Here is a 20,209-nt window from a genome sequence, read left to right on the forward strand (position 1 = left end):
GCACTGCCGAAGCCCGAATCCATGACCGAACCTGCGCTGCTGCCCCGCCCGCAACTTCGACGCATGCTGCGCAAGGCCCGCCGCGCACTGACAGCCAGTCAGCAGCGCCAGGCCGCTCGCGGGCTGTACAAGCAATTGGCCCAGCAGCCGTTGTTTCGCCGCGCCAAACATATCTCGCTCTATTTACCCACCGACGGTGAAATCGATCCGCGCCTGTTGCTGCGCGCCGCGCAACGTCGGGGCAAGGCGACTTACCTGCCGGTGCTCAGCGCCTGGCCGCGAACCAAAATGGTGTTCCAGCGGATTCGCCCCGGCGAAAAGCTCCAACCCAATCGCTTCCGTATTCTCGAACCCAGGCACAACCTCGCCCGACAACGCAAAGTCTGGGCGCTTGATCTGGTGCTGTTGCCGCTCGTGGGGTTCGACGATGTCGGTGGCCGACTCGGCATGGGTGGTGGCTTCTACGACCGGAGCCTGGCGTATCTGGCGCGGCGGAAAAGCTGGCGCAAGCCGACGCTATTGGGGCTGGCCCATGAATGTCAGAAGGTCGGAAGACTGGCTCAGGCGAGCTGGGATGTGCCGTTGCAAGGAACGGTTACAGACAAGGCGTGGTATTTCGCAGACTAGACGCCACTCGAATCAGCGGCGTCGAAAAGACAGGTTCAGCGCTTGAAGGCTGACGGCTGTTGTTGCTGCGCGATTTCAATCGGCGCATCGGTCTTGTTGCTCCACAAGCTTTGGGCATAGCCAGTGGTCACGACGCCAAGGCCGAACAAAATAACCAAAATCCATAGTAAATCCGGTTTGCGTTTCATCGATTGCCCCCCAAAGGCACATCAATACGATGACAGCAGCGGTTTCCGTTGTAGGTGTAGGCCGTGCAGCAGCGTCAAGCTTAGAAGGCCGGCATTTTGCGACAACGTGAACCGACACGCAAACGCTGGCGTCAACCGACCGTCGGTTTGTCATAAAATCGCCCGACAACTTGTCCACCTGACTCGCAAGGAGCAAAAACCATGGCCTATTGGCTGATGAAATCCGAGCCCGACGAGCTCTCGATCAAAGGTCTGGAGAAGCTCGGCAAAGCGCGCTGGGATGGGGTTCGCAACTATCAGGCGCGTAACTTTTTGCGTGCGATGGCGGTCGGCGACGAGTTCTTCTTCTATCACTCCAGCTGCCCGGAGCCCGGGATTGCCGGGATCGGGAAGATTGTCGAAGCGGCGTATCCGGACCCGACGGCGCTGGAGCCGGAGAGTCATTATTACGACCCGAAGGCCAGCGCCGAGAAAAACGCCTGGAGTGCGATTGATGTCGCGCATGTGGAGACGTTTTCCAGGGTGTTGAAGCTGGATTATTTGAAGCAGCAGACGGCGTTGGCGGAGATGCCGTTGGTGCAGAAGGGTTCGCGGTTGTCGGTGATGCCTGTTACCGCTGAACAATGGGCGGCGGTGATTGCACTGCGCTGACACGCTTTTTGTAGGAGCCGGCTTGCTGGCGATAGCGATGTAACAATCAATATGGATGTTGAATGTTAAACCGCTATCGCCAGCAAGCCGGCTCCTACAAATCCAGCATTACTGGATAATCAGGTTGTTGAACAACAAATCCTCAACCACCGGCTTGCCGGTTTCGTCGCTCATGATCTGTTGGGTCTGCTTCAACGCTTCCTGACGCAGCTTTTCCTTCCCCTCGATGCTGTTCATCGCCTCGGTGGTTTGCTGGGTGAACAACGCCACCAGTTGATTGCGAATCAACGGTTCATTGGCCTTCACCTGTTTGGCCGCCTCATCACCAGTGACCCGCAACGCCACATCAGCCTTGAAGACCTTCAACTTCGCCGTGCCATCCAACCCGTAGTTGCCCACGAATGGCGGACTCAGGGTGAGGTAACTGACTTTCGGGGCTTCACCTTCTTTGGCGGCTTCTTCAGCCACTGCTGCCACAGGCAGAGACAGGGCCAGCAACAACATGATCCACGCTTTCACAATTCGCTCCTTATCCGGTTTGCGGCCTAGCATAACGACCCGCCGCGCAAGCACAAGCTTATGGCTGACTATCAGGGCGGGGCATGCTCGTTGACCCGTCGATTCACACACCTACACTTATCGGCCATCACTCCCAAAGGAATAGCCCTGATGAAAGCCGTGCTGTGCAAAGCCTTCGGCCCTGCCGAATCGCTGGTGCTGGAAGACGTCGCCAGTCCTGTCGCGAAGAAGAATGAAATCCTGCTGGACGTGCACGCCGCCGGGGTGAATTTCCCGGACACGCTGATCATCGAGGGCAAATACCAGTTCAAGCCGCCCTTCCCGTTTTCGCCGGGCGGCGAAGCGGCTGGCGTGGTCAGCGCAGTGGGCGAAAAAGTCAGCCACCTGAAAGTCGGCGATCGGGTCATGGCCCTCACCGGTTGGGGCAGCTTCGCCGAACAGGTCGCGGTGCCAGGCTACAACGTGCTGCCGATCCCGACCTCCATGGACTTCAACACCGCTGCCGCATTCAGCATGACTTACGGCACTTCAATGCACGCGCTCAAGCAACGCGGCAACCTGCAACCGGGTGAAACCCTGCTGGTGCTCGGTGCTTCCGGCGGTGTCGGCCTGGCCGCCGTGGAAATCGGCAAAGCCATGGGCGCCCGCGTGATTGCTGCCGCCAGCAGTGCCGAAAAACTGGCCGTGGCCAAGGCTGCCGGTGCCGATGAACTGATCAACTACACCGAAACCAGCCTCAAGGACGAAATCAAACGCCTGACCGATGGCCAGGGTGCAGACGTGATCTACGACCCGGTCGGCGGCGACCTGTTCGACCAGGCCATCCGCGCCATCGCCTGGAACGGCCGTTTGCTGGTGGTCGGTTTTGCCAGCGGCCGCATTCCGGAATTGCCGGTCAACCTCGCACTGCTCAAGGGTGCAGCGGTGGTCGGCGTGTTCTGGGGCTCCTTCGCCCAGCGCCAACCGCAAGACAACGCGGCGAACTTCCAGCAATTGTTTGGCTGGTTCGCCGAGGGCAAGTTGAAGCCGCTGGTGTCGCAGGTGTACCCGCTGAGCAACGCGGCGCAGGCGATCAATGATCTTGGCCAGCGCAAGGCGGTCGGGAAAGTGGTGGTGCAGGTTCGCTGAATCGCAGCAGGATACAAAAAGGCCAGAACAACTGATGAGGTTGTTCTGGCCTTTTCGATTACATAACTAGCAAAAAGACAGCGCTCCATACTTTTCGTCAAAGCAACTCGCGAATTTCCTTCGGAAGAAAATGCACGTACCGCGTCGCTTGATGCGTATTACAACGCCTCACAATAGAAGGCACGCTCTTGTTGAGCTTGGCGATGAGCGCCAGACGCGTCTCCTCAGGCAACTGCGTCGGCGAAAGGGAGTGGGTCAGATAGCTGCGGGTCCAGTTGAACACCGGCATGTCCACCCACGAAAAATCCGCTAGCTGCAGTGCTGCCTTGGCAACGTCTCCACAACTCAACTTTTTCAACTCCTCATTAGCGTGAATCGGCAGCTCGTCGTCCAACCTGAAAACCATTGGCGCGACCACCTGGATTTCCGCAGGCCGCTCGCGGGAAATGTCCCAGGGTTTGTATCGCCATTGGCTCACCGCCGCTCGGGAGGCTTCGACAAGTTCAGGATGAGCGTCCTTTGAAGCCTCGACCTTGCTGACCGATCCATCGGCATGGGCGGTGAAATTGACACGCACCATTCCGGTAATACCGGCCCGATAAAGCGCCACCGGATAAACCGGCTTGGGATTGTTCTCCGGAATCAGAAACACCTCACCGGCCCTGACCTCGATGGACAAAACCAGAAAAAACAAACACACAAAACACCGCATAACCCCCACCCCTTCACCACTGAAAAGCCAAACCTGGCAACAGCACAAAGGTTAAGGCTCGGTGATTGTTCACATAACGCCATGACTTCCTGTTCAAGCGCAGGACATTTCCCAAAGCCCCGCCCTACGCCGGGCATCGCTGCGTCATAAAAGGTTGCGAGGTAACAATTCCCACAGCGCCCTTCACTTATACCTGAGCGACATGTTCGTAAAAGAACATGCAATCTCCAACATTTCCGCTGTTTGGTCGATGTGAACCAGTGCTATTTTCGGTAACGAAACTGTAACATTCGCATCCGCAGTCAAAACAAGAAATCTGGAGCTCTTGAATGTTTGCTTTCTTTCGTCCTGCCGCACATCAGGCTCCATTGCCTGAAGAAAAAATAGACAGCGCCTACCGACGGCATCGCTGGCAGATCTTCGCCGGCATATTCATCGGCTACGCGGGTTACTACCTGCTGCGCAAAAACTTCTCCCTGGCCATGCCCTATCTGATCGAAGAGGGCTATACCCGCGGTGAGCTGGGCCTGGCGTTGTCGGCGATTGCTATCGCCTACGGCTTGTCCAAGTTCCTGATGGGCATTGTTTCCGACCGTTCCAACCCACGCTTCTTCCTGCCGTTCGGCTTGCTGGTTTCGGCTGGCGTAATGTTCATTTTCGGTTTTGCGCCCTGGGCCACGTCCAGCGTGACCATCATGTTCATCCTGCTGTTTATCAACGGATGGGCACAGGGCATGGGGTGGCCGCCGAGTGGCCGGACCATGGTCCACTGGTGGTCGCAGAAGGAACGCGGGGGCGTGGTGTCCTTGTGGAACGTGGCGCACAACGTCGGTGGTGGTTTGATCGGCCCGCTGTTCCTGCTCGGCATGGGCCTGTTCAATGACTGGCACGCGGCGTTTTACGTGCCGGCGGCAGTGGCCATGGCCGTGGCGGTGTTTGCCTTCGCCACCATGCGCGACACGCCACAATCGGTTGGCCTGCCGCCGATCGAGAAGTACAAGAACGACTACCCGGAAGGCTACGACGCCAGTCACGAAGAAGAATTCAGCGCCAAGGAAATCTTCGTCAAATACGTGCTGCGCAACAAAATGCTCTGGTACATCGCCATGGCTAACGTCTTTGTCTACCTGCTGCGTTACGGCGTGCTGGACTGGGCACCGACCTACCTCAAGGAAGCCAAAGGTTTCAGCGTGGATAAAACCTCGTGGGCCTATTTCCTTTACGAGTGGGCAGGTATTCCCGGGACGCTTCTGTGCGGCTGGATGTCGGACAAGATCTTCCGTGGCAACCGTGGCCTGACCGGCATGGTGTTCATGGCGTTGGTGACTGTAGCGACGCTGGTTTACTGGCTCAACCCGGCCGGCAACCCGACGGTCGACATGATCGCGCTGATCTCGATTGGTTTCCTGATCTACGGCCCGGTGATGCTGATCGGTTTGCAAGCGCTGGAACTGGCGCCGAAGAAAGCCGCCGGTACGGCAGCGGGCTTCACAGGTCTGTTCGGTTACCTGGGTGGTTCAGTCGCGGCCAGTGCAGCCATGGGCTACACCGTGGACCATTTCGGCTGGGACGGCGGTTTCGTCTTGCTGATCGGCGCGTGCCTGCTGGCAATGGCCTTCCTTGCGCCAACCTTGTGGCACAAGCAGGTCGCCAGTCAGACCCGCGAAGCGATCGCCTGATCGACCTTTGATTTGCAGCGCTTGAGCCGCGCCTCCAGATTCCGGTCTGGCATGGCGTGGCTACGCAGGGCGTTGGCGGTCTGCTCGACATAATCGCGAGTGGTGCCGTAACGCCCGCAAGCGTTTTCGAACACGTGGCTCAGCACGTGATCCGGCAGGTTGCCGGCATAGCTGGGCAGGTGTCGCTCCAACACGAATCCCAATGCCTGAACCTGATTGCCATCTTCGAGACGGCAGTTCAACCAGTGTGGGCGATAAGAAGGGAATGGCATTTCGCGCTGCCACAAGGCATACAGCGACGCTTCGAGTTGTTCTTCGGGCAAGCGATAAGCGAAGCCGCTGCAAGAGCCGCCGCGATCCAGGCCAAATACCAGCCCCGGTACTTCCGGCGTGCCGCGATGTTCGTGGGACCACAGGTACAAACCGCGATGGTAGCCATGCACCCGGCCGCGAACCCGTTCAACCGCCGCGCACTCAGGGCGCCAGATCAGCGAGCCGTAAGCGAACAGCCAGACCGGCCCACCCTTGTGGCGCGCCATGGTCGACTGCATCGAGCTGAGCAATTGTTCGTGCGTCAGCTGCGGCCCCAGATCGAGCCGCGGAGGGTAAGCCAGATTCATAAAAGCAGATTCAATGGCGCTCATGGCGAATAGCGTTCAGCTCCCCGCGGGTAATGAATTACTTAATAGAACGCACCGCTGTAACAATAAGGCACATATGTTTTAAGGCAATTTAAGTGCCACGGCACAGTTCTTAATTAATTGCCTGATTGAGTTATAACCTACCGGCATTTAATTAATTTTATAAATACCGATCGGCTATATATGAAGTTATATGTAGGAGCGAGCCTGCTCGCGATGGAGGCAGGGACAACGCGTTCATGCTGCTGCAATGCTGCTGCAGCGCGTTATCGTTGACCGCCATCGCGAGCAGGCTCGCTCCTACAGGGGAAGCGTCATCCTCTGGGTGCGTACGCAAACACATCGGCGCGCATCTGATGAGCATCCATCCCGGCGTTGACCAACGCGTCCAGTGTCCCGTAGACCATCGCCGGTGAGCCGCTGGCGTATACATGCAGCGCTTTCAGATCCGGAAAATCCTCGCACACCGCCTCATGCAACATCCCGCAGCGCCCCTTCCAGCCACATTGATCGCTGACGACTTTATGCAGGAACAGATTCGGCAGTTTCTGCCATTCGTCCCAATGCTCGATCTCATAAAAGTCTTCAGGGCGACGCACGCCCCAGTACAGGTGTACCGGATGCTTGAAACCCGACGCCCGGCAATGTTCGATCAGGCTATGGATCTGGCCCATGCCGGTGCCCGCAGCGATCAGCACCAGCGGGCCGTCCGGCAACTCTGCCAGATGGGTATCGCCGAAGGGCATTTCGATCCGCACCATCGGATTGCGTTGCAGTTGCTCGATCAGGCTCAGCGCACTGCTTTCGCGCGCCAGTACGTGAATTTGCAGATCACGCCCCGCATGCGGTGCCGAGGCCAGGGAAAATGCGGATTTTTCGCCGTTCTCACGCTCGATCATCAAATACTGACCAGCGTGATAACGCGGCGGCTTGCCGGCTGGCGCGCGAAAACTCACGCGCCAGGTATCGCCGCCGACATCCTTGCACTCAATGACCTGACACGAGACGCTGCGCACCGGCAATTCTCCCAGCGCGAGCACGCCATCCCACAGCACAATGCAGTCTTCCAGCGGCTCTGCTATGCAAGTGTAGAACTCGCCATGGTCGCGCACACCACCGGCCTGCTCGACTCGTCCTTCCACCAGCAGCGCGGCGCACACATGGCAATTGCCGTTGCGACAGCTTTGCGGGCATTCATAGCCCAGACGGCGCGCGCCATCGAGAATCCGCTCGCCGGGCAGTATCTCTAGCACTGCTCCGGAGGGCTGCAAAGTTACACGCATCAATCTATTCCTAACTGATTCCAGATGGCATCGATCCGTTGGGTGACGGCTTCATCCTTGACGATTACCCGGCCCCACTCGCGTGTGGTTTCGCCGGGCCATTTATGCGTGGCATCGAGCCCCATTTTCGAACCCAGGCCGGACACCGGCGAGGCGAAATCGAGGTAGTCGATCGGCGTGTTGTCGATCATCACCGTGTCGCGCTTGGGGTCCATGCGCGTGGTGATGGCCCAGATCACGTCGTTCCAGTCCCGTGCGTTGATATCGTCGTCAGTGACGATAACGAACTTGGTGTACATGAACTGTCGCAAAAACGACCAGACACCGAGCATTACCCGCTTGGCATGGCCGGGATACGACTTCTTCATGGTCACGATGGCCATGCGGTACGAGCAGCCTTCAGGCGGCAGGTAGAAGTCGGTGATCTCCGGGAACTGCTTCTGCAGGATCGGCACGAACACTTCGTTCAGCGCGACACCGAGAATCGCCGGCTCATCCGGCGGACGACCGGTGTAGGTGCTGTGGTAGATCGGTTTGATCCGGTGGGTAATGCGCTCGACGGTGAACACCGGGAAGCTGTCGACTTCGTTGTAATAACCGGTGTGGTCGCCGTACGGACCTTCGTCGGCCATTTCGCCTGGATGGATCACGCCTTCAAGGATGATCTCGGCGGTGGCCGGCACTTGCAGGTCGTTGCCGCGGCACTTCACCAGTTCGGTGCGATTACCGCGCAGCAAACCGGCGAAAGCGTATTCGGAAAGGCTGTCCGGTACCGGCGTCACAGCGCCGAGGATGGTCGCCGGGTCAGCGCCGAGCGCCACGGACACCGGGAACGGCTGGCCCGGATGCTTCTCGCACCACTCGCGGTAATCCAGCGCGCCGCCACGGTGGCTGAGCCAACGCATGATGACCTTGTTGCGACCGATCACTTGCTGACGGTAGATGCCGAGGTTCTGCCGGTCCTTGTTCGGGCCTTTGGTGACGGTCAGGCCCCAGGTGATCAGCGGGCCGACGTCGCCCGGCCAACAAGTCTGCACCGGCAGCATCGCGAGGTCGACGTCGTCGCCCTCGATGACCACTTCCTGGCACACCGCGTCTTTGACGACTTTGGGCGCCATGGCGATGATCTTGCGGAAGATCGGCAGCTTCGACCAGGCGTCCTTCAAGCCTTTCGGCGGCTCGGGTTCCTTGAGGAACGCCAGCAGCTTGCCGATCTCGCGCAGTTCGCTCACCGCTTCTGCGCCCATGCCCAGCGCAACACGCTCGGGGGTGCCGAACAGATTGCCGAGGACGGGAATGTCATAGCCCGTCGGGTTCTCGAAAAGCAGGGCCGGACCTTTGGCACGCAAGGTGCGGTCACAGACCTCGGTCATTTCGAGCACCGGGGACACCGGAACCTGGATGCGCTTGAGTTCGCCGCGCTGTTCCAGGCCGCTGATAAAGTCGCGCAAGTCGCGATACTGCATGCGTGAGCCTCGTGTTGGCCGTGGCGTTCGGGGGCTGGCAGTTTAGCGCCGAACCCCTCTGTTCAGAACAACGAAACGCCGTTCATCAAAAATCAGATAGCAAAAAGCCGGGTTTCCCCGGCTTTTGCTGGTCTATCGACTTACTTGCGTTTCATCGACAGGAAGAACTCATCGTTGGTCTTGGTCGTTTTCAGCTTGTCGACCAGGAACTCGATGGCAGCGATCTCGTCCATCGGGTGCAGCAACTTGCGCAGGATCCACATGCGCTGCAACTCGTCGTCGGCCGTCAGCAACTCTTCGCGGCGGGTGCCGGAACGGTTGATGTTGATGGCCGGGAAGACGCGTTTTTCAGCGATACGGCGATCCAGCGGCAGTTCCATGTTGCCCGTGCCTTTGAATTCCTCGTAGATCACTTCGTCCATCTTCGAGCCGGTTTCAACCAGCGCGGTGGCGATGATGGTCAGCGAACCGCCTTCTTCGATGTTCCGCGCGGCGCCGAAGAAACGTTTCGGTTTCTCCAGGGCGTGAGCATCGACACCACCGGTGAGCACTTTGCCGGAGCTCGGGATCACGGTGTTGTAGGCGCGAGCCAGACGGGTGATGGAGTCGAGCAGGATCACCACGTCTTTCTTGTGTTCGACCAGGCGCTTGGCCTTCTCGATCACCATTTCGGCAACCTGCACGTGGCGGGTTGGCGGCTCGTCGAACGTCGAGGCAACCACTTCGCCGCGCACGGTGCGCTGCATTTCGGTTACTTCTTCCGGACGTTCGTCGATCAGCAATACGATCAGATGAACTTCAGGGTTGTTACGTGCGATGTTCGCCGCAATGTTCTGCAGCATGATCGTTTTACCGGCTTTCGGCGGTGCAACGATCAGACCGCGCTGGCCTTTACCGATCGGGGCGCACAGGTCGATGACACGACCGGTCAAGTCTTCGGTGGAACCGTTGCCGGCTTCCATCTTCATGCGCACAGTCGGGAACAGCGGGGTCAGGTTCTCGAAGAGAATCTTGTTTTTCGCGTTCTCGGGACGATCGTAGTTGATCGTGTCGACCTTGAGCAGCGCGAAATAACGCTCGCCTTCCTTTGGAGGGCGGATCTTGCCAACGATGGTGTCACCGGTGCGCAAGTTGAAACGGCGGATCTGGCTCGGCGAGACGTAGATATCGTCCGGGCCGGCGAGATAGGAAGCGTCAGCGGAGCGCAGGAAGCCGAAGCCGTCCTGGAGAATCTCCAGCACGCCATCACCGGAGATTTCCTCGCCGCTTTTAGCGTGCTTCTTGAGCAGGGAGAAAATCACGTCCTGCTTGCGCGAACGGGCCATATTTTCTATGCCCATCTGTTCGGCCAATTCGAGCAGTTCGGTAATCGGCTTTTGCTTGAGTTCAGTCAGATTCATATAGGAATGACGTAATCATTTATGGAGGGGGGGAAATTAAGCTTTTGGCTTAATGAGGCCGCGCCGCGGAGAAGGCGACAGGATCGCGTACTTATTCGAAAAGGAGTGCGTCGGCGACGGCTAGCAGGGGGCAGTGGAGAAACCAGTGCGGGGCCGAATGTAACACCTGAGTTTCGGAGCGTCTAGCCCTCAATAACGAAAAAGCCCCGCAATATGCGGGGCCTTTTTCGGACACTTTACAAACGACGCTTAGATGTTGGCGTCGAGGAAAGCAGCCAGTTGCGACTTCGACAGTGCGCCGACCTTGGTCGCTTCAACGTTGCCGTTCTTGAACAGCATCAGGGTCGGGATACCACGCACGCCATGCTTGGCCGGGGTTTCCTGGTTTTCGTCGATGTTCAGTTTGGCAACGGTCAGCTTGCCTTTGTAGGTTTCAGCAATCTCGTCCAGAACAGGAGCGATCATTTTGCAAGGGCCGCACCACTCAGCCCAGTAGTCGACCAGTACAGCGCCTTCGGCCTTGAGTACGTCGGCCTCGAAGCTAGCGTCGCTAACGTGTTTGATAAGATCGCTGCTCATGGAAGTCTCCAGGTTGTAAGCAAAAAAACGTGGCCCATCATAGCCGCCCTTCCCTCGTTCAGGAAGGTGCAGATGATTGAGTCTCACTATGGTGGTGCATGAGTTTGGGTATAGCTCAAGTCAGGATGTGGCGGGAGCGACGAAGGCAATTCCGGTGCGCAGGGCAGCGTTGCGCACATGTTCGTGCATGGCCTTCTGCGCCGCGCCGGACGAACGCCGGGCCAGTGCACGGAGGATTTTGCGGTGCTCGTGCCAGGTTTCCATGGCCCGTTCGGCCCGGATGAACGGTAGCTTCTGGCTCTCCAGGAAAATGTCCGCGCTGGCCGTCAGGATGCTCAGCATCGCCTGATTACCGCTGGCCAGCAGGATGCGCCGGTGAAACTCGAAGTCCAGGCGCGCCGCCGCCTCGAAGTCACCCACCTTCAGTTCATTGCGCATCGCAGCGACGTTGTCCTCCAAAGCATCGAGCTCATCGGTGCTCAACGTCACGGCGGCCAACCCGGCGGCAAAACCTTCCAGGGCATAGCGCAACTGGAAGATATCCAGCGGCGATGCCTGTGCCGCGAACGGCCAGCTCAGCGCCGCATCCTGGCGAGGCAAGTCCACCGGCGCCTGCACGAAAACGCCTTTGCCCGGCTGAATGCTGATCACGCCCAAGGCACTCAGCGACGACAACGCCTCGCGCAACGACGCCCGACTGACCCCCAATTGCACCGCCAGATCCCGCTGCGAAGGCAAGGCATCCCCCGGCCCGAAACCTTGTTCGGCGATCAGTTTGCGGATGGCTTGCAGCGCCACTTCAGGTACAGCTCGGGAAATCGAATTCATGGTTTTCGGACGAACCAGGCGAATGAGCGGCTAGTTTTAAAGCTATTCGCGGCGCCCGGCAAGTCGTGCCCCACCGGGGTTCGGTAATGACCGACGATGCGCTATCAGAGTGCGAAACACAGACCGACTGTTCAGACCAGTAAGACCGAACAACACCAGTAAAACCGTGGCTTGGCACGGCAAAAACCCAATGTTGGCATGGCCCGTGCTCTGTCGATCCGCAGAAATCATTCCTCGCCGATCCGGAGATTTGCCATGACCCTGCGTTACAGCGCCCTCCTCGCCTCCCTGTTCGCCAGCCTGCTGCTGAGCCAGGTGCCCGCCCACGCCGACGGTCTGGAGGATGTGGTCAAACGCGGCGTCCTCAAGGTTGCCGTGCCTCAGGACTTCCCGCCATTCGGCTCGGTCGGCCCGGACATGAAACCCCGCGGCCTCGATATCGACACCGCCAAACTGCTGGCCGACCAACTCAAGGTCAAGCTTGAACTGACGCCAGTCAACAGCACCAACCGCATCCCGTTCCTGACCACCGGCAAGGTCGACCTGGTGATCTCCAGCCTCGGCAAGAACCCCGAGCGCGAGAAAGTCATCGACTTCTCCAGCGCCTACGCGCCGTTCTACCTCGCGGTGTTCGGCCCGCCGGATGCCGCCATCAAAGGCCTGGACGACCTCAAGGGCAAAACCATCAGCGTCACCCGTGGCGCCATCGAAGACATCGAGCTGACCAAAGTCGCCCCCGAAGGCGTCACCATCAAGCGCTTCGAAGACAACAACTCAACCATCGCAGCCTACCTCGCCGGACAGGTTGACCTGATCGCCAGCGGCAACGTGGTGATGGTCGCGATCAGCGAGAAAAGCCCGAAACGCGTACCCGCGCTGAAAGTGAAGCTCAAGGATTCGCCGGTCTACGTCGGCGTAAACAAGAACGAGCCGGCGTTGCTGGGCAAGGTCAACCAGATCCTCGCCACCGCCAAGACTGACGGCGCGCTGGAAAAAAACTCACAGACCTGGCTGAAAGAGCCGCTGCCGGCCGATCTCTGATCGTCCCTCGGGAGATTTGATATGGCCTATCAGTTCGACTTTCTGCCGGTGGTGCAAAACACCGACCTGCTCGTGCGCGGTGCGCTGTTCACCCTGGAACTGACGGCCATCGGTGCGGTGCTCGGCGTCGGTCTGGGCATTGTCGGCGCGCTGGTGCGGGCGTGGAATATCCGCCCGTTCTCGGCGATCTTCGGGGTTTACGTCGAGTTGATTCGCAACACACCGTTCCTGGTGCAGTTGTTTTTCATCTTCTTCGGTTTGCCATCGCTGGGCGTGCAGATTTCCGAATGGCAGGCGGCGGTGCTGGCGATGGTGATCAACCTCGGCGCTTATTCGACCGAGATCATCCGCGCCGGCATTCAAGCGATCCCTCGCGGACAACTGGAAGCCGCAGCAGCGTTGGCGATGACCCGGTTCGAAGCCTTCCGCCATGTGGTCCTGCTACCAGCGCTGGGCAAGGTGTGGCCGGCGCTGAGCAGCCAGATCATCATCGTGATGCTCGGCTCGGCGGTCTGTTCGCAGATCGCCACCGAAGAGCTGAGCTTTGCCGCCAACTTCATTCAGTCGCGCAACTTCCGCGCCTTCGAAACCTACGCCCTGACCACGCTGCTTTATCTGTGCATGGCTTTATTGATCCGTCAGTTGCTGAACTGGATCGGTCGTCGTTACATAGCAAGGAGCAGCCAATGAGCGATTTCACGTTCTGGGACATCGTGCGCAACTTGCTCACAGGCCTGCAATGGACGCTGGCGCTGTCGCTGGTGGCGTTTATCGGCGGCGGGTTGATCGGGTTGCTGATCATGGTCATGCGCATTTCGAAAAATGCCCTGCCGCGCAACGTTGCACGCACCTACATCGAGCTGTTCCAGGGCACGCCGCTGTTGATGCAGCTGTTCCTGGTGTTTTTCGGGGTGGCGCTGGCCGGGGTGGAAATCTCGGCGTGGATGGCGGCGGCGATTGCCCTGACCCTGTTTACCAGCGCTTACCTGGCGGAGATCTGGCGTGGTTGCGTGGATTCGATTCCCAACGGTCAGTGGGAAGCTTCGTCGAGCCTGGCGCTCAACCCGCTGGAGCAACTGCGCTACGTGATCCTGCCGCAAGCGTTGCGCATCGCCGTGGCGCCGACCGTGGGTTTCTCGGTGCAAGTGGTCAAAGGCACCGCCGTGACCTCGATCATCGGCTTCACCGAACTGACCAAGACCGGCGGGATGCTCGCCAACGCGACCTTCGAACCGTTCATGGTCTACGGCCTCGTCGCCCTCGGCTACTTCCTGCTCTGCTACCCCTTGTCCCTCAGTGCGCGCTACCTGGAAAGGAGACTGCATGCCTCTGCTTAGAATTTCCGCCCTGCATAAATATTACGGCGACCACCATGTACTCAAAGGCATCGACCTCAGCATCGAGGAAGGCCAGGTGGTGGCGATCATCGGCCGCAGCGGCTCGGGCAAATCGACCTTGTTGCGCACGCTGAACGGCCTGGAGTCGATCAACGACGGCGTGATCGAAGTCGACGGCGAATACCTCGATGCCGCGCGTGCCGATTTGCGCAGCCTGCGGCAGAAAGTCGGGATGGTGTTTCAGCAGTTCAACCTGTTCCCGCACCTGACGGTGGGCGAAAACGTGATGCTCGCGCCGCAAGTGGTGCAAAAAGTGCCCAAGGCCAGAGCCGTGGAGTTGGCGCGGGAGATGCTGGAACGGGTCGGGTTGGGCGAGAAGTTTGATGCGTTCCCGGATCGGCTGTCCGGCGGGCAGCAACAGCGCGTGGCAATTGCCCGGGCGCTGGCGATGTCGCCGAAGGTGTTGCTGTGCGACGAGATTACTTCGGCGCTGGACCCGGAACTGGTCAATGAGGTGCTGAGCGTGGTTCGGCAACTGGCCAGGGAAGGTATGACGTTGATCATGGTCACCCATGAAATGCGCTTTGCCCGGGAGGTTGGGGATAAGTTGGTGTTCATGCATCAGGGGAAGGTGCATGAGGTGGGGGATCCGAAGATTCTGTTCGCGAACCCGCAGACGGCGGAGTTGGCGAATTTTATCGGGACGGTCGAAGCGGCGGTCTGAAGTATCTTCGGTGCCTGTGAGGCCGTCTTCGCGGGCAAGCCTCGCGCCTACAGATTCAGGCTGTTCGCGGAACATTCACCCACCGCCAACCTGTAGGAGCGAGGCTTGCCCGCGAAGGCGTCTGCGAGATCACTACTCTTTCCTGCTCAGGATCAAGGCTTTGAACGCTACGCGTTGGCGTCAGCGTTTGATCGTGGCACGATGTCGAGGTTATCGACCGAGACCCCCTGACCATGCCGCAATCCCAAGCCAAGAATCTGTCCCTGATCGCCGCAATCGACCTGGGCTCCAACAGCTTTCACATGGTCGTGGCCAAGGCCCAGAACGGCGAAATCCGTATTCTCGAGCGTCTCGGGGAGAAGGTTCAGCTGGCCGCCGGCATCGACGAAGAGCGCCACCTCAACGAAGAATCCATGCAGCGCGGCCTCGATTGCCTGAAGCGTTTTGCCCAACTGATCAGCGGTATGCCGCCCGGCGCCGTGCGGATCGTGGGCACCAACGCCTTGCGCGAAGCTCGTAACCGCGTCGAATTCATCCGCCGCGCCGAAGAAATTCTCGGCCACCCGGTGGAAGTCATCTCCGGTCGTGAAGAAGCGCGCCTGATCTACCTCGGAGTGTCGCACACCCTCGCCGATACGCCGGGCAAACGCCTGGTGGCCGACATTGGCGGCGGCAGTACCGAATTCATCATCGGCCAGCGCTTCGAGCCGCTGCTGCGCGAAAGCCTGCAAATGGGCTGCGTCAGCTACACCCAGCGTTATTTCAAGGACGGCAAGATCACCCCGGCCCGCTACGCCCAGGCGTACACGGCGGCGCGGCTGGAGATCATGAGCATCGAACACGCCCTGCACCGCCTGACCTGGGATGAAGCCATCGGCTCCTCGGGCACCATCCGTGCGATCGGCCTGGCGCTGAAAGCCGGCGGTCACGGTACGGGCGAGGTCAACGCCCAAGGCCTGGCCTGGCTCAAGCGCAAGCTGATCAAGCTCGGTGATGTCGAGAAAATCGACTTCGAAGGCATCAAGCCTGACCGTCGGGCGATTTTCCCGGCGGGCCTGGCGATTCTCGAAGCGATCTTCGACGCCCTCGAACTGCAACGCATGGACCACTGCGAAGGCGCACTGCGCGAAGGCGTGCTCTATGACCTGTTGGGCCGTCACCATCATGAAGACGTCCGTGAGCGCACGCTCAGCTCGCTGATGGAGCGCTATCACGTCGATCTGGAGCAAGCGGCACGGGTCGAGCGCAAGGCACTGCATGCGTTCGATCAGGTGGCGGAGGATTGGGAGCTGGACGACGGCGTCTGGCGCGAACTGCTCGGCTGGGCTGCCAAGGTCCATGAAGTGGGCCTGGACATCGCTCACTATCAGTATCACAAGCACGGCTCGTACCTGATCGAGCACTCGGACCTCGCCGGGTTCTCCCGCGAAGACCAACTGATGCTCGCGCTCCTGGTGCGTGGCCACCGCCGCAATATTCCCCGGGACCGGTTTGCCGATTTTGGCGACGAAGGCATCAAGCTGATTCGCCTGTGCGTGCTGCTGCGCTTTGCGATCCTGTTCCATCACATCCGCGGCACCCAGGAAATGCCTCAAGTGGCGCTGCACGCCAATGGTGACAGCCTGGAGGTGTTGTTCCCGGAAAACTGGCTGGACGACAACCAGCTGACTCAGGCTGACTTTGCGCTGGAAGCTGAATGGCTGACGCGTGTGGGTTTCGTGCTCAACGTCCGGTAAACCACCGAAAAGCGCTCGCCGTACACGGTTCTGTAGGAGCACGGCTTGCCGGCGAAGGCGATTTCGAGGACGCCTTCGCGGGCAAGCCTCGCTCCTACGGGTCTGCGCGCTCAGGCGACACCTGTAGGAGCCAGCTTGCTGCGGGCGGCGTTCCGACGATGGCGATTTCAAGGGCGCTATCGCCGGCAAGCCGGCTCCTACAAGGGATGGTGGTAGTACAAACAAAAATGGCGATCCGCAGGGATCGCCATTTTTTATGCCGCGTGAAGGTTAACGCACCGCCAGAATCGGGCTGCCCAACCGCTCCAGCAACGTGGCCTGGGCACTGCGCGGGTTTTGGTTACCGGTCGGCGTGTTGCGGATGTAGCGACCGTCCGCCTGCAGGCTCCAGCTGTGAGTGTTATCGGTGAGATAAAGCTCCAGCTCTTTCTTGACCCGCATGATCAGCTTCTTGCCCTCCACCGGGAAGCAAGTCTCGACGCGCTTGTCGAGGTTGCGTTCCATCCAGTCGGCACTGGAGAGGAACATCTGCTCCTCGCCACCGTTAAGGAAGTAGAAGACCCGGGTGTGTTCCAGGAAGCGGCCGATGATCGAGCGCACGTGGATGTTGTGCGAAACCCCGGCGATGCCCGGACGCAGGCAGCACATGCCACGCACCACCAGATCAATGCGCACGCCGGACTGGCTGGCCTTGTACAGCGCGCGGATGATCTTCGGATCGGTCAGCGAGTTGAACTTGGCGATGATGTGCGCCGGTTTGCCGTCGAGGGCGAACTGAGTCTCCCGGGCAATCATGTCGAGCATGCCCTTCTTCAGGGTGAACGGCGCGTGCAACAGCTTCTTCATGCGCAAGGTTTTACCCATGCCGATCAGCTGGCTGAACAATTTGCCGACGTCTTCGCACAAGGCGTCGTCGGAGGTCAGCAGGCTGTAGTCGGTGTACAGACGGGCGTTGGCCGCGTGGTAGTTGCCGGTACCCAAGTGGGCGTAACGCACAATCTCGCCAGCTTCGCGACGCAGGATCAGCATCATCTTGGCGTGGGTCTTGAAGCCGACCACGCCGTAGATCACCACCGCACCGGCCGCTTGCAGACGGCTGGCCAGTTGCAGGTTGGACTCTTCGTCGAACCGCGCGCGCAATTCGATCACCGCGGTGACTTCCTTGCCGTTACGCGCCGCATCCACCAGCGCATCGACGATTTCCGAGTTGGCGCCAGAGCGGTACAGCGTCTGACGCACCGCCAATACGTGCGGATCTTTCGCCGCCTGACGCAGCAAATCGACCACAGGCGTAAACGACTCGAACGGGTGCAGCAGCAGAATGTCCTGCTTGCTGATCACGCTGAAAATGTTCTCGCTGTTCTGCAGCAGTTTCGGGATCTGCGGCGTGAACGGCAGGTATTGCAGCTCGCGCTGACTGTCGAGGCCGGTGATGCTGAACAGGCGGGTCAGGTTGACCGGACCGTTGACCTGATACAGCTCGGTCTCGTGCAGGTTGAACTGCTTGAGCAGGTAGTCGGACAGGTGTTTCGGGCACGTGTCGGCCACTTCCAGACGCACCGCGTCACCGTAGCGACGGGAGAACAGCTCGCCGCGCAGGGCGCGGGCCAGGTCTTCCACGTCTTCGGTGTCGACGGCAAGGTCGGCGTTTCGGGTCAGGCGGAACTGGTAGCAGCCCTTGACCTTCATGCCCTGGAACAGGTCATCGGCGTGCGCGTGGATCATCGACGACAGGAAGACGTAGTTGTCACCAGGGCCGCCGACTTCTTCCGGCACCTTGATCACTCGCGGCAGCAGACGCGGGGCCGGGATGATCGCCAGACCGGAGTCGCGACCGAAGGCGTCGATGCCTTCGAGCTCGACGATGAAGTTCAGGCTCTTGTTCACCAGCAACGGGAACGGGTGCGTCGGGTCGAGGCCGATCGGGGTGATGATCGGCGCGATCTCGTCGCGGAAATAACGGCGGACCCAGGTTTTGAGCTTGGTGGTCCAGTAACGGCGACGGATGAAGCGGACCTGATGTTTCTCCAGTTCCGGCAACAGAATGTCGTTGAGGATGGCGTACTGGCGGTCAACGTAACCGTGCACCAGCTCACTGATCCGGGCCAGGGCCTGGTGCGGTTGCAGACCATCGGCGCCAGCCTGTTCACGGGCGAAGGTGATCTGCTTCTTGAGACCGGCCACACGAATTTCGAAGAACTCATCCAGGTTGCTGGAGAAAATCAGCAGGAACTTCAGCCGTTCCAGCAACGGATAGGACTCGTCCAGCGCCTGCTCCAGCACGCGGATGTTGAACTGCAGTTGCGAGAGCTCGCGGTGGATGTACAGGCTGCTGTCATCCAGGCCCGGAATGACAATCGCTGGCGCCGCCGGTGCGGTTTCGACCACTACCGCGGGCGGAGCAGGCTCCAGCTCCGGCGGGGTTTCGGCGATCGGCTCCACCACGGGTTGAGCCTCTTGTACTGCAACTTCAGTGAGTCCTTCGGTATTCATCGAATGTTCCTGGGAGGGCTATTTTTGCTCTCGTAACAATTGAGCAGCACGTACGGCAAAGTAAGTCAGGATGCCATCAGCGCCTGCACGTTTAAAAGCGGTCAGGGATTCGAGGATAACCCCTTCGCTCAACCAGCCATTCTGGATCGCCGCCATGTGCATGGCGTATTCACCGCTGACCTGATAAACAAAAGTCGGCACTTTGAATTCTTCTTTGACCCGGTAAAGGATGTCCAGATATGGCATGCCTGGCTTGACCATGACCATGTCTGCGCCTTCTGACAAGTCCGCCGCCACTTCGTGCAGGGCTTCGTTGCTGTTGGCCGGGTCCATCTGATAGGAGGCCTTGTTGGCCTTGCCCAGGTTCAGCGCCGAACCCACCGCATCGCGGAACGGGCCGTAATAGGCGCTGGCGTACTTCGCCGAATAGGCCATGATCCGCACGTTGACGTGATCGGCCAGCTCGAGGGCTTCGCGGATCGCCTGAATGCGACCGTCCATCATGTCCGACGGGGCCACCACTTGAGCACCGGCTTCGGCGTGGGACAGGGCCTGCTTGACCAGTGCGTCGACGGTAATGTCGTTCTGCACATAGCCTTCTTCGTCGAGGATACCGTCCTGACCGTGAGTGGTGAACGGGTCCAGCGCGACGTCGGTGATCACGCCCAGTTCAGGGAACTGCGCACGCAGGGCGCGAGTGGCGCGCTGGGCAATGCCGTTCGGGTTCCACGCTTCGGCGGCGTCCAGCGACTTGAGTTCCGGTGGCGTGACCGGGAACAGCGCTACGGCTGGAATCCCCAGTTCGACCCACTTGGCCGCTTCTTCCAGCAACAGGTCGATGGTCAGGCGTTCAACGCCGGGCATCGAGGCCACCGCTTCGCGACGGTTTTCACCGTCCAGCACAAACACCGGCAGGATCAGATCATCGACGGTCAGGACGTTTTCACGAACCAGTCGGCGCGAGAAATCATCACGGCGGTTGCGGCGCAGGCGGGTGGCTGGAAACAAGCGATTGGCGGGGGTAAAGCTCACGGCAGACTCCTGAGCCCGCGCTGGCGGGCGAGCGTGACAGTTATAAGCGGCCATTATGACCGTGGTATTACAGTTGTGTGCACCCCCGCGACACGTAGTCGCATTCCATTGTCCTTGTAGGAAATGTTCACGTCGAGACACATTT

20 protein-coding genes are annotated in these 20,209 nt (G+C 59.6%); 9 read left to right on the forward strand and 11 right to left on the reverse strand.

From position 1 onward, the window contains the following. The first annotated feature begins 21 nt into the window (after window positions 1-21). Entirely contained in the window at window positions 22-627 is a 606-nt protein-coding gene (locus KGA82_RS07075) for a 5-formyltetrahydrofolate cyclo-ligase (RefSeq protein ID WP_223434018.1), read from the forward strand. Between the two features lie 35 nt (window positions 628-662). Here KGA82_RS07075 and KGA82_RS07080 read toward each other — a convergent pair whose 3' ends face one another. Further along, window positions 663-815 (reverse strand): hypothetical protein, encoded by a 153-nt coding sequence (locus tag KGA82_RS07080; protein ID WP_008024268.1) that lies wholly within the window; start codon window positions 813-815, stop codon window positions 663-665. Window positions 816-1,016: 201 nt separating this feature from the next. Between KGA82_RS07080 and KGA82_RS07085 the strand changes: the two genes are divergently transcribed. Then, entirely contained in the window at window positions 1,017-1,466 is a 450-nt protein-coding gene (locus KGA82_RS07085; RefSeq protein ID WP_008024269.1) for an EVE domain-containing protein, read from the forward strand. A gap of 108 nt (window positions 1,467-1,574) precedes the next feature. On the opposite strand, the gene KGA82_RS07090 is transcribed toward KGA82_RS07085, so the two are convergent. After that, window positions 1,575-1,985, reverse strand: a complete 411-nt coding sequence (locus KGA82_RS07090) for a flagellar basal body-associated protein FliL (protein WP_192227498.1) — start codon at window positions 1,983-1,985, stop codon at window positions 1,575-1,577. 150 nt (window positions 1,986-2,135) lie between these two features. On the opposite strand from KGA82_RS07090, the gene KGA82_RS07095 reads away from it, so the two are divergent. Then, window positions 2,136-3,113: an NADPH:quinone oxidoreductase family protein gene (locus KGA82_RS07095; protein WP_008024273.1), complete on the forward strand. Its 978-nt coding sequence runs from the start codon at window positions 2,136-2,138 to the stop codon at window positions 3,111-3,113. Window positions 3,114-3,210: 97 nt separating this feature from the next. On the opposite strand, the gene KGA82_RS07100 is transcribed toward KGA82_RS07095, so the two are convergent. After that, on the reverse strand, window positions 3,211-3,813 hold the full coding sequence (locus tag KGA82_RS07100; protein WP_411737471.1) for an energy transducer TonB: 603 nt from the start codon (window positions 3,811-3,813) through the stop codon (window positions 3,211-3,213). A gap of 341 nt (window positions 3,814-4,154) precedes the next feature. On the opposite strand from KGA82_RS07100, the gene glpT reads away from it, so the two are divergent. Beyond that, window positions 4,155-5,504, forward strand: coding sequence for a glycerol-3-phosphate transporter (gene glpT / locus KGA82_RS07105; protein WP_008024279.1), 1,350 nt, complete (start codon window positions 4,155-4,157; stop codon window positions 5,502-5,504). On the opposite strand, the gene KGA82_RS07110 is transcribed toward glpT, so the two are convergent. From KGA82_RS07110 to KGA82_RS07135, 6 genes are all read right to left on the reverse strand, one after another. After that, complete coding sequence (locus KGA82_RS07110) at window positions 5,480-6,148, reverse strand: gamma-glutamylcyclotransferase (RefSeq protein WP_008024281.1); 669 nt, start codon at window positions 6,146-6,148, stop codon at window positions 5,480-5,482. The genes glpT and KGA82_RS07110 overlap by 25 nt on opposite strands. Window positions 6,149-6,459: 311 nt before the next feature. Further along, window positions 6,460-7,428 (reverse strand): CDP-6-deoxy-delta-3,4-glucoseen reductase, encoded by a 969-nt coding sequence (locus KGA82_RS07115; protein WP_008040685.1) that lies wholly within the window; start codon window positions 7,426-7,428, stop codon window positions 6,460-6,462. Continuing rightward, on the reverse strand, window positions 7,428-8,894 hold the full coding sequence (gene ubiD / locus KGA82_RS07120; RefSeq protein ID WP_008024285.1) for a 4-hydroxy-3-polyprenylbenzoate decarboxylase: 1,467 nt from the start codon (window positions 8,892-8,894) through the stop codon (window positions 7,428-7,430). Before ubiD ends, KGA82_RS07115 begins: the two co-directional genes overlap by 1 nt. Window positions 8,895-9,034: 140 nt before the next feature. Continuing rightward, window positions 9,035-10,294 (reverse strand): transcription termination factor Rho, encoded by a 1,260-nt coding sequence (gene rho, locus KGA82_RS07125; RefSeq protein ID WP_007942421.1) that lies wholly within the window; start codon window positions 10,292-10,294, stop codon window positions 9,035-9,037. Between the two features lie 249 nt (window positions 10,295-10,543). Then, complete coding sequence (gene trxA / locus KGA82_RS07130) at window positions 10,544-10,873, reverse strand: thioredoxin TrxA (RefSeq protein WP_003206727.1); 330 nt, start codon at window positions 10,871-10,873, stop codon at window positions 10,544-10,546. 120 nt (window positions 10,874-10,993) lie between these two features. After that, window positions 10,994-11,701: a FadR/GntR family transcriptional regulator gene (locus tag KGA82_RS07135; RefSeq protein WP_008024287.1), complete on the reverse strand. Its 708-nt coding sequence runs from the start codon at window positions 11,699-11,701 to the stop codon at window positions 10,994-10,996. 255 nt (window positions 11,702-11,956) lie between these two features. On the opposite strand from KGA82_RS07135, the gene KGA82_RS07140 reads away from it, so the two are divergent. From KGA82_RS07140 to ppx, 5 genes are all read left to right on the forward strand, one after another. Beyond that, the gene (locus KGA82_RS07140; RefSeq protein WP_008024289.1) at window positions 11,957-12,742 is read left to right on the forward strand and encodes a transporter substrate-binding domain-containing protein; all 786 of its coding nucleotides are present in this window, start codon (window positions 11,957-11,959) and stop codon (window positions 12,740-12,742) included. A 21-nt stretch (window positions 12,743-12,763) separates the two neighbouring features. Further along, window positions 12,764-13,432, forward strand: coding sequence for an amino acid ABC transporter permease (locus KGA82_RS07145; RefSeq protein ID WP_207284914.1), 669 nt, complete (start codon window positions 12,764-12,766; stop codon window positions 13,430-13,432). Beyond that, entirely contained in the window at window positions 13,429-14,079 is a 651-nt protein-coding gene (locus KGA82_RS07150; protein WP_008024293.1) for an amino acid ABC transporter permease, read from the forward strand. The genes KGA82_RS07145 and KGA82_RS07150 overlap by 4 nt, the downstream gene beginning before the upstream one ends. After that, window positions 14,066-14,803 (forward strand): amino acid ABC transporter ATP-binding protein, encoded by a 738-nt coding sequence (locus tag KGA82_RS07155; protein WP_223450026.1) that lies wholly within the window; start codon window positions 14,066-14,068, stop codon window positions 14,801-14,803. The genes KGA82_RS07150 and KGA82_RS07155 overlap by 14 nt, the downstream gene beginning before the upstream one ends. 233 nt (window positions 14,804-15,036) lie before the next feature. Continuing rightward, the gene (ppx, locus tag KGA82_RS07160; protein ID WP_008024297.1) at window positions 15,037-16,539 is read left to right on the forward strand and encodes an exopolyphosphatase; all 1,503 of its coding nucleotides are present in this window, start codon (window positions 15,037-15,039) and stop codon (window positions 16,537-16,539) included. 270 nt (window positions 16,540-16,809) lie between these two features. Here ppx and ppk1 read toward each other — a convergent pair whose 3' ends face one another. Then, window positions 16,810-19,032 (reverse strand): polyphosphate kinase 1, encoded by a 2,223-nt coding sequence (gene ppk1 / locus KGA82_RS07165; protein WP_192227494.1) that lies wholly within the window; start codon window positions 19,030-19,032, stop codon window positions 16,810-16,812. An 18-nt stretch (window positions 19,033-19,050) separates the two neighbouring features. After that, window positions 19,051-20,064 carry a porphobilinogen synthase gene (hemB, locus tag KGA82_RS07170; protein ID WP_010465043.1) on the reverse strand — a complete coding sequence of 338 codons (1,014 nt, stop codon included), beginning with the start codon at window positions 20,062-20,064 and terminating at the stop codon, window positions 19,051-19,053. Between the last annotated feature and the right edge of the window lie 145 nt (window positions 20,065-20,209).

It is taken from the genome of Pseudomonas sp. BF-RE-22, from assembly GCF_019956155.1.
GTDB classification, from domain to species: domain Bacteria; phylum Pseudomonadota; class Gammaproteobacteria; order Pseudomonadales; family Pseudomonadaceae; genus Aquipseudomonas; species Aquipseudomonas migulae.

Coding starts and splice junctions, on each gene's coding strand:
- rho (WP_007942421.1), bottom strand. CDS start 10,294: ATGAATCTGACTGAACTCAAGCAAAAGCCGATTACCGAACTGCTCGAA.
- KGA82_RS07110 (WP_008024281.1), bottom strand. CDS start 6,148: ATGAGCGCCATTGAATCTGCTTTTATGAATCTGGCTTACCCTCCGCGG.
- KGA82_RS07135 (WP_008024287.1), bottom strand. CDS start 11,701: ATGAATTCGATTTCCCGAGCTGTACCTGAAGTGGCGCTGCAAGCCATC.
- glpT (WP_008024279.1), top strand. CDS start 4,155: ATGTTTGCTTTCTTTCGTCCTGCCGCACATCAGGCTCCATTGCCTGAA.
- ppx (WP_008024297.1), top strand. CDS start 15,037: ATGCCGCAATCCCAAGCCAAGAATCTGTCCCTGATCGCCGCAATCGAC.
- ppk1 (WP_192227494.1), bottom strand. CDS start 19,032: ATGAATACCGAAGGACTCACTGAAGTTGCAGTACAAGAGGCTCAACCC.
- trxA (WP_003206727.1), bottom strand. CDS start 10,873: ATGAGCAGCGATCTTATCAAACACGTTAGCGACGCTAGCTTCGAGGCC.
- KGA82_RS07155 (WP_223450026.1), top strand. CDS start 14,066: ATGCCTCTGCTTAGAATTTCCGCCCTGCATAAATATTACGGCGACCAC.
- ubiD (WP_008024285.1), bottom strand. CDS start 8,894: ATGCAGTATCGCGACTTGCGCGACTTTATCAGCGGCCTGGAACAGCGC.
- KGA82_RS07075 (WP_223434018.1), top strand. CDS start 22: ATGACCGAACCTGCGCTGCTGCCCCGCCCGCAACTTCGACGCATGCTG.
- KGA82_RS07080 (WP_008024268.1), bottom strand. CDS start 815: ATGAAACGCAAACCGGATTTACTATGGATTTTGGTTATTTTGTTCGGC.
- KGA82_RS07145 (WP_207284914.1), top strand. CDS start 12,764: ATGGCCTATCAGTTCGACTTTCTGCCGGTGGTGCAAAACACCGACCTG.
- KGA82_RS07115 (WP_008040685.1), bottom strand. CDS start 7,428: ATGCGTGTAACTTTGCAGCCCTCCGGAGCAGTGCTAGAGATACTGCCC.
- KGA82_RS07095 (WP_008024273.1), top strand. CDS start 2,136: ATGAAAGCCGTGCTGTGCAAAGCCTTCGGCCCTGCCGAATCGCTGGTG.
- KGA82_RS07140 (WP_008024289.1), top strand. CDS start 11,957: ATGACCCTGCGTTACAGCGCCCTCCTCGCCTCCCTGTTCGCCAGCCTG.
- KGA82_RS07150 (WP_008024293.1), top strand. CDS start 13,429: ATGAGCGATTTCACGTTCTGGGACATCGTGCGCAACTTGCTCACAGGC.
- KGA82_RS07085 (WP_008024269.1), top strand. CDS start 1,017: ATGGCCTATTGGCTGATGAAATCCGAGCCCGACGAGCTCTCGATCAAA.